We start from the raw sequence: 17,126 nt of genomic DNA, 5'->3' as shown, positions 1-17,126 counted from the left end.
GTCGAAATTACTGCGGCACCACCTTTGCCGTGATCATCTCGACCCGCAGCGGGGCGCCCAGGCGGGACTCTGCTTCATTTGTGATCGCCTCAACGTCGGATCCTGCCTCCGGCTCGTAGATTTGCAACACAATCTCGCCCGTGCGTTCGTCGGCATAGGTCCCCTGTAGGCCGGGGAACTTGCCGCGAAACCATTCGAGATTGTTGCTGTGGATCTTCTGGAGCTCTTCCCTCGTATGCATCTGGCCTGGGACGAACTCGACGATTAACAGCTCCCCGCAAACCGTCATTCTCTCATTCTGAACTGGCTCGTCACCCGTCAGCCGCAGGACCAGCCTGCTATCCTCTCCTTCCGTCTCCTCCCAGAACAGTCCGGCCAGCCGAGGGGCATAGGTCTGTCGCAACTGGCGCACCATCGCGTCGGCGCCGTACTGCACCCGCAACAGTCTCGCCTTCTCCGGTGTGTCGGCGTCGAGGACTGGCGTTGCGCAATCGAGGACCGGATCCACCCGGTCCGGCGATTCCGCTTCTGCAGCCATCGGGACGCCGGTGGCGACAACAACGAAGGCGAAGACGAGTGCTCGGTTCATCGACGGATATCAGCGCGGCCATGCGGCCGAATTGGGGAGAAAGAAGAAGAGAAGAAAAATGAATGAAACCCAGCTGCCGCATGCCCGCCAGCCGCGTCAAGTGTGAAGCTTCGCCCGGCTTCGCCGGCACTTGACCCGCCCGGACGGAGAGGCGGCCGCGGGAGAGGGGTCAGGAAGGGCTGAAGATGATGGCGATCCCCGAGGATGCGCCGCGCTCCAGTCCGACGAGGCTGAAGGAGCCCGCTAATGAACCCCTCTTCTCCAATCCGTAAGGTCTACCAGGGTATTGCCGGTCGCCGGCAGATGTTCCGCATGTTCGACCGCCATGCACAGCGACCCAATCGCTTCCAGGACGCCGATGGCGGCCTCTATAGCGGTGAGTGGTTCGAACTTGCCGAGAACGAGCATGACTACATGTTCAATATCCTGCCGCCGCTCTTCATGAACGGCGAAATGTTCGCCATGCGCGAATTCCTCGTGGGCCACATCACCAGCGTCTTCTTCACGCTGAAGATCGACGACCGGATGCGATTCTTCCACGCCTATTGCGACCTTGCCGATAAACATTCATCAGCGCATATGCGCGCCGCGATCGTCGATCGGGAGAGCCGGCCGGTCCGCGCAATGACGCGCGAAGAACGGATCGAGCATATCTGGAGTTCAAGCTACGACGAATACCGTGGTTACGCCGATTGGCGTTTTCCGCACGCGCAGCGTGGCCGTCGAACAGTTCTGTTCTTTGGACCCGACCGAGGCCGCGACGTCAAACTGCTAGACGATCTCACCGATTCCGAGATCGCCGCCAAGTTGCCGGTGCATCTGCGCTACCTCCCCGACGCGATCGCGGCATGAGGGGAAGAGGCAATGTTCACCTTCTCCGTGACGGATGTGCGTGTCGTGATGATGCGCGGACGGCTCGACGCCCACCTCAATGGTGGTTTCCGCAATCCCCATTATGGCCTTTACCCTGGGCGCGATGAAAAGCCGGGTGTCTGGCTGGTCGGTGACGAAGGCGTCTACATCCTCTCTAATGGCAAGCTCGCCGAAGGGCAGCGTCCGTTCGTCGTCTATGCCGAAGAGTGCGACCCGAAGACCAACCCCGACTACTGGCACTACAAGCGTCAGCATTTCGGCGGCGATGACGGAATCGAGTTTCTCGATGGCTTCATGCTCGTGAAACTGATCGCGGCAAGCCCTGGCTGTACCCACCTGAAGATCGTTTTCCTGCCGAACTCGATGCAACTCCTGGCGGTCCAGCAGGACTAGCGATCCGGCGATGGGCGCCGTCAGGCGGCCGTCCGGCATCCCAATCCCACAATTCGCGCGTGCCGAGCCTGCTGGAGATCACCACCGGGCCGGCGAAGTGCGCTTTCACGAAGGAGAACAACATGTCTCATGACGACCCTTTCACCATCGATCTTTTCGGCAATACAGCTCTTTCATCCGGTCTCGGCCTCGGCGTGACGGCCTTCGCCGGCAGCTTTGAACCCGAGGACGATCCCGATCCTGATCCATCGTCCCCGGCGCCGGCGATGCCGATCGCAGCCATCGCCCACGCACCTTCCAAGCGCGCCCGTTTGCTTGGTTCGAACTTCCATCTCGCCGATGGCCGGGTTCTCGCGCGGGGCTGGAAGGAACGAGCCCGCGACAATGTCGCTGCGATCCGGCTCGCCGCCGACATCGAGGCGGATGAACGTCCGGCCACCGCAGAGGAACAGGCGCAACTCATCCGCTTCACCGGTTTCGGTGCGTCCGATCTCGCCAACGGCGTCTTCCGCCGCCCGGGCGAGGTTGAATTCCGTAAGGGCTGGGATGAGATAGGCTCTGAGCTGGAGGATGCCGTCGGCGAGAGCGACTATGCCTCGCTCGCGCGCTGCACCCAGTACGCCCATTTCACGCCCGAATTCATCATTGAGGCGATCTGGTCGGGCCTCCGTCGCATGGGATGGCGGGGCGGTCGTGTGCTGGAGCCAGGGATTGGCACGGGGCTGTTTCCCGCACTGATGCCGAAAGGCCTGATCAACGTCTCCCATGTCACCGGCATTGAACTCGATCCCGTAACAGCCCGCATCGCCCGGCTGTTGCAGCCGCAGGCGCGCATCATCACGGGCGACTTCGCTCGAACGGAGCTGCCGGCGGGCTTCGATCTCGCCATTGGCAACCCACCTTTCTCCGATCGCACAGTCCGTTCCGACCGATCCTATCGCGCGCTCGGCTTGCGGCTGCACGATTACTTCATCGCCAGGTCCATCGATCTATTGAAGCCGGGAGCACTGGCGGCCTTTGTCACCAGTTCCGGCACGATGGACAAGGTCGAAGTTTCCGCACGCGAGCATCTCGCGAAAGCTGCCGATCTGATCGCAGCCATCCGCCTGCCGGAAGGTAGCTTCCGCTCCGACGCAGGCACGGACGTCGTCGTCGACATTCTTTTTCTCCGAAAGCGCAAGATCGGGGAGCCGGAGGGCGACCTTGCATGGCTCGACACAGACGAGGTGCGGCCGGCAACCGATGACGAGGGCGCGATCCGCGTCAATCGATGGTTTGCACGGCACCCAGATTTCGTCCTCGGCACGCACGCCCTCACATCAGGCCCGTTCGGCGAAACCTACACGTGCCTGCCACACAAGGGCGAGGTTCTCTCCGACATGTTGTCGGCCGCGGTCAATCTCCTTCCGGAAGACCGCTATGACGGTGAGCCTACGGAGATCGATGTCGATCTTGAGGATGTGGTCGGTGACTCTCCTGTCGATCTTCCGTCCGAGCGCCATGTGCGCGAAGGCAGCTTCTTCTTCGATAATGCCCGAGGCCTCATGCAACTGATCGACGGCGAGCCCATCGCTGTGAAGGTCCGCAAGGGCCGCAGCGCCGATGGCATCCCGGAAAAACATATCCGCATCATTCGCAAGCTTATCCCGGTTCGCGACGCGGTGCGCGAAGTGCTCAAGGCCCAGGAGCTCGATCGACCGTGGAAGGACCTTCAGGTCAAACTCCGCATCGCTTGGTCGAGCTTCATGCGCGACTTCGGTCCAATCAACCACACGACGGTCTCGATCAGCGAGGATCCGGAGACCGGCGAGTCGCGCGAGAGCCATCGACGACCCAACCTCCAGCCGTTCCTCGACGATCCGGATTGCTGGCTGATCGCCTCCATCGAGGACTACGACCTCGAAAATGATACAGCGAGGCCTGGGCCGATTTTCACGGAGCGCGTAATCTCCCCGCCAGCTCCGCCGATCATCACGAGTGCCGCCGACGCGCTCGCCGTTGTCCTGAACGAACGCGGCCGGGTCGATCTCGACCATATTGCCGAGTTGCTGCACCGAGATCCGCAGGATGTTGTCGCCGAGCTTGGTAGCGCGATCTTTTGCGATCCGGCCGATGGCTCCTGGCAGACGGCAGACGGCTATCTGTCGGGTCATGTCCGCGACAAGCTGAAAGTCGCGGAAGCCGCCGCGGCGCTCGATCCGGTTTACGAGCGGAACGTTACGGCATTGCAGGGTGTGCAGCCGATCGACCTTCGCCCCTCCGACATCACCGCCCGCCTCGGCGCACCCTGGATTCCCGCCCTCGATGTGGTCGCCTTCGTCAAGGAGGCGATGGACGTCGACATCAGAATCCACCACATGCCGGAACTCGCATCATGGACCGTCGAGGCCCGCCAACTCGGCTATCTCGCGGTCGGGACCTCCGAATGGGGGACAGGACGTCGTCATGCCGGCGAGCTGCTGGCGGACGCCTTGAACAGCCGCGTCCCTCAGATCTTCGATACGATCAAGGACGGCGACAGCGAGCGACGTGTGCTCAACGTCGTCGATACCGAGGCTGCCAAGGAGAAGCTTCACAAGATCAAGGAGGCGTTCCAGCGCTGGATCTGGTCCGATCCAGACCGCACCGACCGGTTGTCGCGCGTCTACAACGACCGCTTCAACAACATCGCACCCAGAGCCTTCGACGGTTCCCATCTGAAACTTCCAGGCGCCTCGGGCGCCTTTACTCTTTATGGCCACCAGATGCGTGGGATCTGGCGCATCATCTCCGCTGGCACAACCTATCTCGCGCATGCGGTCGGCGCCGGGAAAACAATGACGATGGCGGCGGCGATCATGGAGCAACGCCGTCTCGGCCTTGTCGCCAAGGCCATGCTTACCGTTCCGGGCCATTGCCTTGCGCAGGTCGCGCGCGAGTTCCTCGCGCTTTATCCCAACGCCCGCATCCTCGTCGCCGACGAAACCAATTTCACGAAGGACAAGCGCGCACGCTTCCTGTCGCGAGCGGCGACCGCGACATGGGATGCGATCATCATCACCCATTCGGCGTTCAGGTTCATCGGCGTCCCTTCGGCCTTTGAGCAGCAGATGATCCACGATGAGCTGGAACTCTACGAAAGCCTCCTTACCAAGGTCGAGAGCGATGACCGCGTCTCACGCAAACGTCTCGAGCGGCTGAAGGAGGGCCTGCAGGAACGACTTGAAGCGCTATCCACCCGCAAGGACGATCTCCTAACCATAGCCGAGATCGGCGTCGACCAGATCATCGTCGATGAAGCGCAGGAGTTTCGCAAGCTCAGCTTCGCCACCAACATGTCGACGCTCAAGGGAGTGGATCCGAACGGCTCGCAGCGGGCATGGGACCTCTATGTGAAATCTCGGTTCATCGACACCAGGAATCCCGGCCGGGCACTGGTGCTGGCATCTGGTACGCCAATCACGAATACGCTTGGGGAGATGTTCACGGTTCAACGGCTCATGGATTATGCGGCGCTGATGGAACGCGGCCTGCATGAATTCGATGCCTGGGCGTCAACCTTCGGCGACACGACGACCGAACTGGAGCTTCAGCCGTCCGGCAAATACAAGCCGGTGTCTCGCTTCGCCAGCTTCGTCAACGTCCCCGAATTGATCGCGATGTTCCGGTCCTTTGCGGACGTCGTGATGCCAGAGGATCTGCGGCAATTCGTGAAGGTGCCCTCGATCTCGACCGGCAAGCGCCAGATCATCACCTCCAAGCCGACACAGGCATTCAAACACTACCAGATGGTCCTCGCTGCGCGCATCGCTGAGATTGAGAAGCGGGACCGGCCCCCCGAGCCGGGCGACGACATCCTGCTCTCCGTCATCACCGATGGTCGGCATGCCGCCATCGATCTGCGCCTGGTCGACGCCGACAATGACAATGAGGCGGACAACAAGCTCAACAATCTTATCTCGAACGCCTTTAGTATCTGGAGGACCACGGCGGATAGCGCCTATACCCGACACGACGGCAAGCGGTTCGAGCTTCCGGGCGCCGCGCAGATGATCTTCTCTGATCTCGGCACCATCTCGGTGGAGAAGAGCAGGGGCTTTTCCGCCTATCGCTGGATCAGGGACGAACTGATCCGTATGGGCGTACCGGCGTCGGAAATTGCTTTCATGCAGGACTATAAGAAGTCCGAAGCCAAGCAGAGGCTCTTCGGTGACGTCCGTGCGGGCAAGGTCCGGTTTCTGATCGGATCGTCTGATACGATGGGGACCGGCGTCAATGCCCAGCTAAGACTTAAGGCGCTCCACCATCTCGACGTGCCTTGGCTGCCATCGCAGATCGAGCAACGCGAGGGCCGCATCGTGCGTCAAGGGAACCAACATGACGAGGTCGACATCTTCGCCTACGCTACCGAAGGTTCGCTCGACGCCACGATGTGGCAGAACAACGAGCGCAAGGCTCGCTTTATCGCGGCCGCGCTCTCGGGCGATACCTCAGTCCGCCGCCTCGAGGATCTCGGCGAAGGCCAGGCGAACCAGTTTGCCATGGCCAAGGCCATCGCGTCCGGCGATCAACGCCTCATGCAGAAGGCAGGCCTCGAAGCAGACATTGCGCGGCTGGAGCGCCAGCGCGCCGCCCATATTGACGACCAGCATGCCGTTCGCCGGCAGATTCGCGAAGCCGAGCGCGATATCGAGTATTCCACGCGTCGGATCGCCGAGATCGGCCGGGATATCGAGCGTCTCGTTCCGACGGCCGGGGAGACATTCACCATGACCGTCGCGGGTAAGATCTTCGCCGAACGCAAGGAGGCAGGCCGCGCGCTCATGAAGGAAATCTTGACCTTGGTGCAACTCCAGCATGAAGGCGAGAACGTCATAGCCTCCATCGGAGGCTTTGATCTGGAATATGAGGGCGAGCGCTTCGGCAAGGACGGCTACCGCTATACCACCATGCTGATGCGTACCGGCGCCGACTACGAAATGGAACTTTCCATGACGGTCACGCCGCTTGGCGCAGTTTCCCGCCTCGAACACGCGCTAGACGATTTCGAGGGTGAGCGGGAGCGCGTTTCCCAACGTCTTGCCGATGCCCGGCGCCGACGTGCGTCGTACCAGTCCAGGGACGACGGCGCGGAATTCGCCTTCGCGGGGGACCTGGCCGAGAAGCGTCGGCAACTTCACGAGGTCGAGAAGGCGCTCGCCGAGGATATCGACGGCACACCGGCTCTGACCTCAAAGGCAGCGTAGAGGCAACGACAAGATGCCGTTGGCTAGCCGGGCAAGTGACCCGCCTATCGGGGGGCGCACCCGGCCGACGAGTGTCCCATCGTCGGCGTCGTCGCCCCACCGCGACTATCCCGCAATGGTCTTGACGAGACCAACAATCCTCTTGCGCAAGGCAAGTGAAACGATCTGGGCAAAGCAATGGTCAGGTCGGACCCTTAGACGCTGGCGACGCAACGTTACACGCGTGTGTGAAGGGTAAAGCATGGGAAAGGAGAAGGAAAAATACCGTTCGCAGATCGACCGAACCGATGACGCATGCGCTCAACCGCGCCGCTCGCGATCCCGGCCGCGTCGTCCTTCGCAGGGCTGTTAGCCCCGCTTGTCCTGCCGGGCAGGGATGCTCGGCCGCAGTTGCACCGGCCCGTCCGCTCCGCGGGCCGGGGGAGGTCTTCGGGAAGAAGACGAGAAAGGACGTCGCGATTGGCGGTGTCCGGCAACCCCGTAAGGAGCATTTCCATGGAACTGAAGTTTGTTGATCCGCGCGCGCTAAAGGCAAACCCCGACAAGGCACGGCGTTCAAAGTCCAACCCGCAGGCAGACGCCCTGTTGCTCGCGACCATCCGTGCCGTCGGCATCGTGCAGCCGCCCGTCGTCGCCCCTGACGTCGATGGTGGCAACGGCTTCGTCATCGATGCCGGTCATCGCCGCGTCAAGCAGGCCATCGCGGCCGGGCTTGAGGAGATCGCGGTGCTGGTGATAGAGCGGGCCGAGGACGGCGGCGCGATGCGCTCGCTCGCCGAAACGCTTGCGCATGAGCAGCTCAATCCCGTCGACCAGTGGCGGGCAATCGAGCGTCTGGTTGCGCTTGGCTGGACTGAGGAAGCGATCGCGGTCGCCCTGGCTCTGCCGGTTCGCCAGATCCGCAAGCTGCGTCTGCTCGCCAATGTCCTGCCGGCGATGCTGGATCAGATGGCGAAGGGCGATATGCCCAATGAAAGCCAGCTCCGCACCATCGCTTCGGCCTCGCTCGACGAGCAGAAGGAGGTCTGGAAGAAGCACAAGCCGTCCAAGGCTGACCCGCAGGTCTCCTGGTGGAGCGTGGCGCAGGGCCTGCAGAAGACCCGCATGTACGCCCGCGACGCGAGCTTCGACGACGAACTCGCTCAGGCCTACGGCATCGCCTGGGTCGAAGACCTGTTCGCGCCGGCCGATCAGGACAGCCGCTACACGACCGACGTCGAGGCGTTCCTCGGCGCGCAGCAGGAGTGGATGACGCAGCACCTTCCCAAGAAGGGGGTCATCACCGAGGTTAACAACTGGGGCCAGCCGGAGCTGCCGAAGAAGGCCGAGCGCGTTTATGGCAAGCCCGGCAAGTCCGATCACACCGCCCTCTATCTCGATCGCGAGGGAAAGGTGCAGTCGGTCCACTTCCGCATGCCCGAGGCGAAGAAGCCGAAGAAGGGCGAGCAGCCGCTTGGCGAGGGTAACGATGCCGCGATCGTCGTCAAAACGCGCCCCGATGTCACCCGCAAGGGCATCGAGATGATCGGCGATCTGCGCACCGATGCTCTGCACGAGGCGTTGTCGCGGACGCCGATCGAGGACGACACGCTGATGGCGTTGCTGGTTCTCGCCTTCGCCGGCCAGAACGTGACGGTAGCGTCGGGTGCGCGCGACATCTCGTATTACGGGGCGGCGGGTCTCGGCGAACATGCCGCGCGCCTGTTCGACCAGGAGGGTAAGTTCGACTTCGACATGGACACGCTACGCATCGCGGTTCGGTCCCTGCTGATCGATGTGTTGTCTTGCCGGGAGAACCGGTCTGACAGCGGCATCCTCTCCCGAGTGGCTGGCGACGTGATCGGTGCGGACAACTTCCTGCCCAACATGGGTACGGAAGACTTCCTCTCTTGCCTGTCACGAGCGGCTCTGGAGGCGTCGTGCGCCGATACATCGGTCTTGCCGCGTCAGAAGGTTAAGGCCACCCGCGCGGCCCTGGTGGAACACTTCAAGGACGGTCGCTTCATCCATCCGTCGGCGCTGTTCGGACCCGACCAGGCGAAACTTTCGTCGTGGCTCAAAAAGAACGAGCGCACGGAAAATTCTGAGGACGACGGCACTCCGGAAGACCAGGACGAATTCGACGGCGATGCCGTTGTCGAACCCGCGCATGGCTACGTCGAGGAGTATCCGGCTCCGCAGAACGACGACCTCACCGACGAACAGCGTGAGGCCTACAAGGTCGCCGCTGAATAGGGCGCCTCCGCTTCAACTCTTGTGAACGATCATCCCGCCGCCGGCATATCGCCGCGGCGGTTTTGTTTCCACCATCAACACCATGAAGAAAACCATGTCCGCCGAAATGATCTACGACCTCGTGCCCCTGGGCTCGACCCTGAGATATTCCGATGGCACGCCGCGACCGCCGGAGCGCCACCGCAAGAAGCTCGCCGCCTGGGAAAACCGAAGCTCGGGCGGTCGCCTGGTCCGAAAACAGGCCGAATCCCGCATCGGCAACACGACGATCCCTGCCTACATCACCCTGCACGAGGGCGATTACGGCAGTCAGGGCACGATCGTCCTGCGTGTCCACCGGACATTCTCGGTGAACAGCGAGCTGAAGTTCGCAGTCGTCGGGCGGCCGGCTATCGGCTCGGTTCTCGTACTCGACCGCGCCGGCGACGATGCCGAGCTTGTCCATCTTGCCGCCAATCGCGCGGCCGCTGAGGAATGGCTGACCCGCCACGGCTATCCGAACGCCGTCATGCAGGAGATCTCGGCCGACGCGATCGCGGCGGATGCTGTGGAAGGGAGGGTAGCGGCATGAATGCGCGCAACCCCGAGCATGATCTCATCCAAACTCACGGATTTTTGGGGGTTTCCTTTGGTCGAAGCGCCGATGGCATGCCCGTTGCCCTCGTCGGTGAACATGCGTTCGCCATGGCTCCCGCCCGCGACGGCCGGCATTATCTTGTCACCGGTTGGCGCATTCGCCGGCCCATGGCGGAATGGAAGCGCGACGATTTCTATGGTCATGGCGGCGAACTCGCCGACGAGATTGCCTTCCGGGCAAGGGTTCTGGAGAATGCCGAGCACCAACGCGAGAAGGTCGCTCTTTGCCGGCGCGAGGAACGCTCCCGTGCGAGTACGCCCTGGGGTCAGTCGCAAGGTGCGACCGTTTATGCCGACGGTGTTGTCTTCCACTCGACAGCCGGCCATGGTGGATTTCTCCTTTCGGCCGATCGCAACGGCAAGGTCCATCACTCGATCCGGGCCGTTGGCGCCGCTTATGAAGAGGATGAGGCGTGGGCGATCATCGCGTTCAGCTTCCCGCATTTGTTTACCAGCTTCGAGCGTCGTGCCGCCGAGAAGACCATGAAGGACAGCTTCCCGGACGCTTGGGAAGCGATCACAAACAGCGTGCTTGCACCCGGTGAATCCCGGAAGAAGGATGAGCGTGCTTTCTTCGCGAAGCACCACGATGACTGGATCGTGGTGTCGGCGATCGTCTGCGATCACCAACCCGGCTTCACCGAGGTCGTCGCTGTTCCCGGTGGCAGGCGTGGGCCAGGCGCCGAGGAACGTCGCTTTCTCGTCCCTCTGGATGAATATCGCGTCGGTCGTTTTGGCTTCGTGATCGATCCGGAGCGCCACGCTGCCTATGGCGGGCCGTCAAGCTTTGTCGGTTGGCAGGGGAGACCTGCGTGATGACCGGGCCAGATCGCCGGGCGCAGCTCTTTCGCATGGAAGAAGCTCATCGGCAGACCCAGCGGCAACTGGACATGATCGACCGGCAGATCACACGGCGCATGACAGCGCTGATACCGCGATTGCACCCGCGCCAGAGCACCTATCGGTGCGGAAAGCCGCCTGATCCCGGCACGTTTCTCGAACGGTATCGTGCAACCCTGGCCGCCGTCACCGCCGAGCATCAGCCGGATATCGACGCTCTGTCGCGCAAGCTCGCATGGCAGGAAAGCGCTATCAGGGCGTTGAGGGCCCAGCTTCAATCGCAGGATCTGTGTGCGTGAAGCGTGCTGGCGTCCGCGCGTCAGCCAATCTTCGATCTGTAGCGGTCGTGACGGTCGTTTCCATGGCGACCCGAACAGGTCGGGGAATGTAACTGCGGAGCGGCGGGGACGAACACATTGGATGGGGGCGCGGATTGACCGGGCGCTTATCGCTCTCGCATGCCGGTGGCGATGACTATCCCTCGGCCGGTCTTCCCGGCGGGTTTGCTGCGGTCTGAACCAGCGCCTGGTCCCTTCAAGGCCGCTATCGCGCCGCGGAGCGGCCGGAACCCGCCGATCTCGGCAAGGCCGGCCCGCGTCCCGCGCGGGGCCAGGGAAGGCCTGCCCCCGCTTGTCCGCAAGCCGACCTCGCTCGCCTGGCACGCTCCGGACCCTGAAGCGCCCAGCTTGCGCCGGTTCCTTTTGACCGCACCCGCAGGGAAGACCGGCCGAGGGCCGATCACCTGGAGGGCATCGCTAGAAAGGTAAGCTTCATGTCCAGTTCAACCCGCTCCACCAACTCCAAGGCCCGCGTCGTCGCCCTCCGCAAGGGCACGACCCTCGAAATGGTCCGGCTCTGCTGCCCGGATGGCAGCCAGGCCTCCCTCATCTCCGAAAGCTTCGGCCTCCCTGTCCTCGACAGCGACGGCATCCGCGAGTTCCACCAGCGCAGCCTGATTGAAGGCGCCGACACCCTCTCCGAGGGTCTTTCCGACAAGGCTATGCAAATCCACCTGCAGCGGATCGTCGGCTCCTATGTCGGCTCCGCCTACGGAGCTGGCCAGTTCTACTCGAAGGCCGTAACCGAGGCGAAAGATGCCACGGCTAAGCTCGCCAACGACATCCGCGATGAGGACCTCGACGGTCCGGTCGGCTTCGACAGCAACGCGCAGCGCAAGCGTGAGTTCGCTGCCGACATGGGTCTTCAGTCGCACGCCCTGCGCATGGCGGCCGAGGGTGCCATTGCTGCCTACGAGCACATCGTCGGCGAAAGCTGGAAGCCCTACGAGCGCCAGGTCGAGAACCCCGGCCAGAACGTCAGCCGGCATGCTGCCGATCTCCAGATGGCGGCACTTGGCTGATCGCCAACGGGCGGAGCTTCGGCTCCGCCCGATTTCCTACCCAATCAGGCTGGTGTCCTTGTGGACGCCGGCCTCTTCGCATGTCTTCATGATCCAAACCTAACACCAGGAATAGACATTGTGGCCCGCGCCAGTCGCGGCCGTCACGAATGTTGGTCCTGCTCCGGTCCTCGTCCCGCGAAACGGCTGCGCCGTCCTTCACTGCGTTTCGGCCCATCCTGCGACATCTCTCTTCTTTCCGATTGCTCATCTTCGGGTTCGCGGACCTGCGGTCCTGCGCGTGCGGACCTCGTGACGGCCGCGACTGGCGCGGCCTCGAATGGAGGTTTTGGAAAATGAGCAGGAAAGAAAACAAACCCCGCGTCGATATCTACGCGAAAATCACCGACCGCATCGTCGCGGATCTGGAGAAGGGCGTGCGTCCCTGGGTCAAGCCTTGGAGTGCCGGGAATACGACAGGCCAGATCACCCGCCCGCTCCGGCATAACGGTCTCCCGTATCAGGGGATCAATACGCTGCTTCTCTGGTCGGAGGCTGTGGCGCGGAGTTTTGTCTCGCCAACCTGGATGACCTTCAAGCAGAGCGTCGAGCTGGGTGGACATGTCCGCAAGGGCGAGACAGGCTCGATGGTGGTTTACGCCAGCCGCTTCACGCGCACCGAAACCGATGCGCGCGGGGAGGAGCTCGAGCGCGGCATTCCCTTCCTTAAGGCCTACACCGTGTTCTGCGCCGATCAGATCGAGGACCTGCCGGCGCAGTATTATGGCAATCCCGCGCCTGTGCACGATCCGGTGGAGCGGGTCGAGCACGCAGATGCCTTCTTTGCCAATACCGGAGCGGTGATCCGGCACGGTGGCGACAAGGCCTTCTTCAATCCGGCGCTCGATATCGTGCAAATGCCGCCGTTCGAGAGCTTTCGCGATGCGCCGAGTTACTATGCAACCTTGGGACATGAGCTAACCCATTGGGTCGGCTCGGAAAAGCGGCTTGATCGCAACCTCTCCCGCTATCACAAGGATCGCTCCTTCAGGGCGCACGAGGAGCTCGTGGCTGATTTGGGCGGCTGCTTTTTGGCGGCCGACCTTGGCATCGTTCCCGAATTGGAGCCAAGGCCCGATCATGCGAGCTACCTGGCGAGTTGGCTTGAAATTCTCAAGAACGAGAAGCGGTTCATCTTTGCCGCGGCTGCCCATGCCCAACGCGCCGTCAACTACCTGCACGAACTCCAGCCGGGCGCGGCGCAGGTCGCCGAGGCGGCATGATGTTGCACGCTCCGAACACCATGGGCGAGGGCACCGAGCCTTCCCCGCTCCGCCTGCGCGCGCTTTCGCTTGGCGCCGGCGTGCAATCAACCACCCTCGCCCTCATGGCGGCGCATGGCGAGATCGGGCCAATGCCCGATTGCGCTATTTTTGCAGACACCGGCTGGGAACCGCGGGCCGTCTACGATCATCTCGCATGGCTGATGTCTCCCAATGTTCTCCCGTTCCCGGTCCATATCGTCTCGGCCGGGAATATTCGTGAGCAGCTGATCGCGGCCGGGCAAGGCAACCGCTGGGCCTCGATACCCGCCTTCGCCAAGACCGTGACGCCGGCGGGTGCGGATGTTCCTGTCTTCGACGAGAACGACGAAGGCGAGCTGATCGAAATCGCCACCCGCCGGACGACGAGTGAGACGGTCTCGATCGGCATGATCCGGCGTCAATGCACGACTGACTATAAAATTGTCCCGATCCGTCGGAAAGTGCGTGAGCTCGCGGACTTGACGCGCAAACGCTCTCCTTCCTTTCCAGTGGTGGAATGCTGGATAGGCATCTCGACGGACGAGATTGTTCGCGCGAAGCCGAGCTTCGAAGCGTGGCAGATCAAGCGTTTTCCGCTGATCGAAAAACGCATGAGCCGACGAGACTGCCTCGCCTGGTTGCGCCGCCACGATTATCCCGATCCGCCAAAGAGCGCATGTATCGGCTGCCCGTTTCACAGCAACGCCATGTGGCGATCGATGCGCGAACGCGACGCGGAGGCCTGGGAGGATGCTGTCGAGGTCGATCGGGCACTTCGGATCGGACTGCGGAGTATCCGTGGCGAGGTTTACCTGCATCGATCATGCGTTCCACTCGACGACGTCGATCTTTCGACGGCCACCGACCGCGGCCAGCTCGATCTCTGGCCGAACGAGTGCGAGGGTATGTGCGGTATCTGATCGATCCTCGCGCGCGGAGGTGAAAAAAACCCTGAAGCTTCGGCTCGGCGCAGCAGGTACGAGACGTGCCGACAGCGAGGCGGCACGCGCTTCCCGCCCTGCTGCGCGGCCTGTTCCGCAATGCGCGGACACAGCCCGAACGGAGTTGGCGGCACAACAAGGCGCCGATGGCAGTCTATTGGGCGCTCACATATCAGGACGCGGCGCTGCATCGTTGCGATCTCTACCCGTTCGATGGATGGGTCGTGGTCGGGACGTCTCGGAGCGGGACCGATTCCCGTTCGGCCGGACCGGCCGGGCCAAGGTCATCTGGAGATGGGGCGTCAGAGCGACGTCCGGCCTATGATAACCTCAATCATCATAGCAACACGGCGCGCCGCATTATCGAACGTCCGATACCGCGCTTGGAACTCGCAAGGTGGGTGTGCCATGTAGAACTACCCAGCGCTAACTCAATTGACAGGCACTGTGAATTTACGAAAATAACGCGATGAAGGTTATTCAATGCTCCGTAACTCAAGTGGAAATTCCATGTCACAATCGATGCGTGAGTTCAATGTGCCGGTCGGCATCCATAGTATCCACGCGAGTTACTTCGGGACTCTGAAGCAGACTGCGCTTCTACTGCATGGAGGGGGTACTTCAGCGTCGAAAGATATCTTTCCGCTTCGTGTCGATTTAGCACAACGGGGCATTGGTACGCTAGCGTTAGATCACCTTGGTCACGGCCGGACCGGAGGAGCATTAGAGGACGCATCGCTCCAAACTCGGGTTGATGAAGCCGTTGCCACGCTGAATTTTTTCAAACCGGAGCGTTTGCTCGGCGCCATTTCCATGAGTATGGGGGGCTATGTTGCGGTGCGGCTCCACCAGCACGTCAATTTACCCGCGATGATTTTGATCGCACCAGCTATGTATGATGCTGCTGCCTATACCACAAAGTTCGGTCCGAATTTCACCGATATAATCCGCAAACCTAAAAGTTACGAACGAAGTGACGCATGGAGGATTTTGGAAAAATTTACCGGGAAGCTACTTGTCATTGCTGGCCGTGAGGATGTGGTAATACCTTCTGAGGTGATCCACCGCTGTTATGAATCTGCAATCAGTTCCACTCGAAAACTGGTCCTCTTGGACGGCATTGATCATTTCGTTATGAGTCGATTAAGATCAGAGGAACCTGATCGCCTCGATTCCGTTCTGGACATGATTATGTCCGCTTTATCCAAAGAGTCATAGCGATTACTTAACGCGCGCACTATGTCGTGTTGATCCAAGTAATCGCCATCGCGAGGTCCTGCCCGGGGGTGATAGCCAATACGATGACGGCAGCTATAAATGCTGGCTGGACAGTGAGATCAGGCAGCGGCTTCCTCCCCGAACACAGCCATTTCCAAAAGGCCTAGGTTCGATGTTTGTTTGGCTTGAGCGATCACAACACGCCAACGACTGCGTACTCCAGATACTCGAACCGTTGACCGAGGAAACGCTCGGCCATGCCCATGAATTGATCGCTGGTGAGACTATTATCTATCAGATCCTCGCGATCACCTGCGCGCTCAGCAATCCGTAAAAAGAAATACATAACAGCTAGAAAGAACAGGTGGTGATCCATCTTGTAACTTCGTCGGCGCTCTTGGCTCCATTCGCCAATAATTCTATCCCTGTGCATATTGAGAAGATAAAAATGTGGTAGATAGAGTTGCCAAAGGCGTTGCGAAACACGCTTCGCATCATCTTCATTTAATTGATGGAAATAGCCGCGGAGGGCCGCATAGATTGGATCGGATTTAAGAAGTGCTTTAATTGTGTAGGCACCCAGAGCCGTGGGTCCCGAAAACTTCGCCACTAGGTGATAAATCATCGACGCCGCGTCCCTGAGGATCTGACGAGCCCGAGCGGGCGGCTCCAAGCCGTCGAGGAAAAGGGAAGAATCCAGATCGGTGAACACCACCTCAGCATGCCTAAAATCGAAATCGAAGTTCGGAAACTCGGCTGAGTAGCGATATAAGCCAGCAGCAGAGAATTGCCGCATGGCATTGGCAACTTTGAAGGCGAGGGAGGCAACCGCATTGAGGCGCGTGACTTCCGACGCAGGATCACCATTGATTTCAAGTGCCTTCAGAATCCGAAGATAATATTCGTCTCGCTCGCTGTCGCGTCCTAAAGAGAGCGCGGCACCCGTCTGAACTTCAGATATTCTGTAGGGGGCCGCGTCGGGCGTCAATGATACGACCGCGCCCAGCGGCTGATCCGCAAAAGCATTCAATTCTGTATAGTGGACGACGAGATAAGGCTCAATCGATGAGACCCCCCGTTCTATCAACCTCTGTGCTGTCAGATATTCCCGGGTCGCGCGCTCTACCACGATGCCACCGACAGGGGCGGTAGCACCAAGCGACACCGTTAACTCACCTTTCACATCGAAGCCCAGATGAGGATAAGTTGCGAAACTGGATAACGGTAAGGTGGTCGGCTGCACCGGGTCCTGAGCGAAGGAATCGAGAATTGCGTCTCGCCCACGACCCTCCACCGGTGGATTGTAGGCACCAAGTCCTTTCAGTTTTACACCCGAAAGCAGGCGTCCCTCGGCTGTTAAACTGGCCACGGGTGTTTTCAGGCGGTACCATGCCATTCGACCGCGTCGTGGAAAATATGGCACTATTCGCCAAGCAATGGACTCAGCGATTTTTAGTTCATCCTGCTTTGGGAGAATAATATGATTGTTGCGATACAGCTCCGTGAATGCCAAAGTGCGCATGGATCCTCCCC

The 17,126-nt window shown here is 61.0% G+C and carries 13 protein-coding genes; 11 read left to right on the top strand and 2 right to left on the bottom strand.

Features of this window, described 5'->3' with window-relative positions:
* Positions 1–7 precede the first annotated feature (7 nt).
* Positions 8–589 carry a hypothetical protein gene (locus CEV33_RS01995; RefSeq protein ID WP_094538799.1) on the bottom strand — a complete coding sequence of 194 codons (582 nt, stop codon included), beginning with the start codon at positions 587–589 and terminating at the stop codon, positions 8–10.
* A 246-nt stretch (positions 590–835) separates the two neighbouring features.
* Between CEV33_RS01995 and CEV33_RS01990 the strand changes: the two genes are divergently transcribed.
* From CEV33_RS01990 to CEV33_RS01935, 11 genes are all read left to right on the top strand, one after another.
* Positions 836–1,441 (top strand): DUF1419 domain-containing protein, encoded by a 606-nt coding sequence (locus CEV33_RS01990; protein WP_094538798.1) that lies wholly within the window; start codon positions 836–838, stop codon positions 1,439–1,441.
* 12 nt (positions 1,442–1,453) lie between these two features.
* Positions 1,454–1,855, top strand: coding sequence for a DUF3085 domain-containing protein (locus CEV33_RS01985; protein WP_094538797.1), 402 nt, complete (start codon positions 1,454–1,456; stop codon positions 1,853–1,855).
* A 122-nt stretch (positions 1,856–1,977) separates the two neighbouring features.
* Positions 1,978–7,080: a helicase-related protein gene (locus tag CEV33_RS01980; RefSeq protein WP_094538796.1), complete on the top strand. Its 5,103-nt coding sequence runs from the start codon at positions 1,978–1,980 to the stop codon at positions 7,078–7,080.
* A 495-nt stretch (positions 7,081–7,575) separates the two neighbouring features.
* On the top strand, positions 7,576–9,315 hold the full coding sequence (locus tag CEV33_RS01975) for a ParB N-terminal domain-containing protein (RefSeq protein ID WP_094538795.1): 1,740 nt from the start codon (positions 7,576–7,578) through the stop codon (positions 9,313–9,315).
* Between the two features lie 94 nt (positions 9,316–9,409).
* A complete protein-coding gene (locus tag CEV33_RS01970) occupies positions 9,410–9,886 on the top strand; it encodes a hypothetical protein (RefSeq protein ID WP_094538794.1) in 477 nt (158 codons plus the stop codon).
* On the top strand, positions 9,883–10,767 hold the full coding sequence (locus CEV33_RS01965; protein WP_094538793.1) for a DUF7007 domain-containing protein: 885 nt from the start codon (positions 9,883–9,885) through the stop codon (positions 10,765–10,767). Before CEV33_RS01970 ends, CEV33_RS01965 begins: the two co-directional genes overlap by 4 nt.
* Positions 10,767–11,090, top strand: coding sequence for a hypothetical protein (locus CEV33_RS01960; RefSeq protein WP_094538792.1), 324 nt, complete (start codon positions 10,767–10,769; stop codon positions 11,088–11,090). The genes CEV33_RS01965 and CEV33_RS01960 overlap by 1 nt, the downstream gene beginning before the upstream one ends.
* A 473-nt stretch (positions 11,091–11,563) precedes the next feature.
* Entirely contained in the window at positions 11,564–12,151 is a 588-nt protein-coding gene (locus CEV33_RS01950) for a hypothetical protein (protein ID WP_094538790.1), read from the top strand.
* A 335-nt stretch (positions 12,152–12,486) separates the two neighbouring features.
* A complete protein-coding gene (locus tag CEV33_RS01945) occupies positions 12,487–13,413 on the top strand; it encodes an ArdC family protein (protein ID WP_094538789.1) in 927 nt (308 codons plus the stop codon).
* Entirely contained in the window at positions 13,413–14,354 is a 942-nt protein-coding gene (locus CEV33_RS01940; protein ID WP_167388100.1) for a hypothetical protein, read from the top strand. Before CEV33_RS01945 ends, CEV33_RS01940 begins: the two co-directional genes overlap by 1 nt.
* Before the next feature lie 531 nt (positions 14,355–14,885).
* Positions 14,886–15,593, top strand: coding sequence for an alpha/beta hydrolase (locus CEV33_RS01935; protein ID WP_167388096.1), 708 nt, complete (start codon positions 14,886–14,888; stop codon positions 15,591–15,593).
* A 193-nt stretch (positions 15,594–15,786) separates the two neighbouring features.
* Here CEV33_RS01935 and CEV33_RS01930 read toward each other — a convergent pair whose 3' ends face one another.
* Positions 15,787–17,115: a hypothetical protein gene (locus tag CEV33_RS01930; RefSeq protein WP_094538787.1), complete on the bottom strand. Its 1,329-nt coding sequence runs from the start codon at positions 17,113–17,115 to the stop codon at positions 15,787–15,789.
* Between the last annotated feature and the right edge of the window lie 11 nt (positions 17,116–17,126).

This window comes from Brucella grignonensis (assembly GCF_002252505.1).
GTDB lineage: Bacteria > Pseudomonadota > Alphaproteobacteria > Rhizobiales > Rhizobiaceae > Brucella > Brucella grignonensis.
Note: the sequence above shows the minus strand (reverse complement) of the source record. Positions and strands in the feature narration are given on the sequence as shown.

What these genes read in the sequence shown, in the direction of transcription:
- CEV33_RS01935 (WP_167388096.1), top strand. Translation starts at nt 14,886, where the DNA reads ATGTCACAATCGATGCGTGAGTTCAATGTGCCGGTCGGCATCCATAGT.
- CEV33_RS01965 (WP_094538793.1), top strand. Translation starts at nt 9,883, where the DNA reads ATGAATGCGCGCAACCCCGAGCATGATCTCATCCAAACTCACGGATTT.
- CEV33_RS01980 (WP_094538796.1), top strand. Translation starts at nt 1,978, where the DNA reads ATGTCTCATGACGACCCTTTCACCATCGATCTTTTCGGCAATACAGCT.
- CEV33_RS01970 (WP_094538794.1), top strand. Translation starts at nt 9,410, where the DNA reads ATGTCCGCCGAAATGATCTACGACCTCGTGCCCCTGGGCTCGACCCTG.
- CEV33_RS01990 (WP_094538798.1), top strand. Translation starts at nt 836, where the DNA reads ATGAACCCCTCTTCTCCAATCCGTAAGGTCTACCAGGGTATTGCCGGT.
- CEV33_RS01960 (WP_094538792.1), top strand. Translation starts at nt 10,767, where the DNA reads ATGACCGGGCCAGATCGCCGGGCGCAGCTCTTTCGCATGGAAGAAGCT.
- CEV33_RS01945 (WP_094538789.1), top strand. Translation starts at nt 12,487, where the DNA reads ATGAGCAGGAAAGAAAACAAACCCCGCGTCGATATCTACGCGAAAATC.
- CEV33_RS01930 (WP_094538787.1), bottom strand. Translation starts at nt 17,115, where the DNA reads ATGCGCACTTTGGCATTCACGGAGCTGTATCGCAACAATCATATTATT.
- CEV33_RS01985 (WP_094538797.1), top strand. Translation starts at nt 1,454, where the DNA reads ATGTTCACCTTCTCCGTGACGGATGTGCGTGTCGTGATGATGCGCGGA.
- CEV33_RS01950 (WP_094538790.1), top strand. Translation starts at nt 11,564, where the DNA reads ATGTCCAGTTCAACCCGCTCCACCAACTCCAAGGCCCGCGTCGTCGCC.
- CEV33_RS01995 (WP_094538799.1), bottom strand. Translation starts at nt 589, where the DNA reads ATGAACCGAGCACTCGTCTTCGCCTTCGTTGTTGTCGCCACCGGCGTC.
- CEV33_RS01940 (WP_167388100.1), top strand. Translation starts at nt 13,413, where the DNA reads ATGTTGCACGCTCCGAACACCATGGGCGAGGGCACCGAGCCTTCCCCG.
- CEV33_RS01975 (WP_094538795.1), top strand. Translation starts at nt 7,576, where the DNA reads ATGGAACTGAAGTTTGTTGATCCGCGCGCGCTAAAGGCAAACCCCGAC.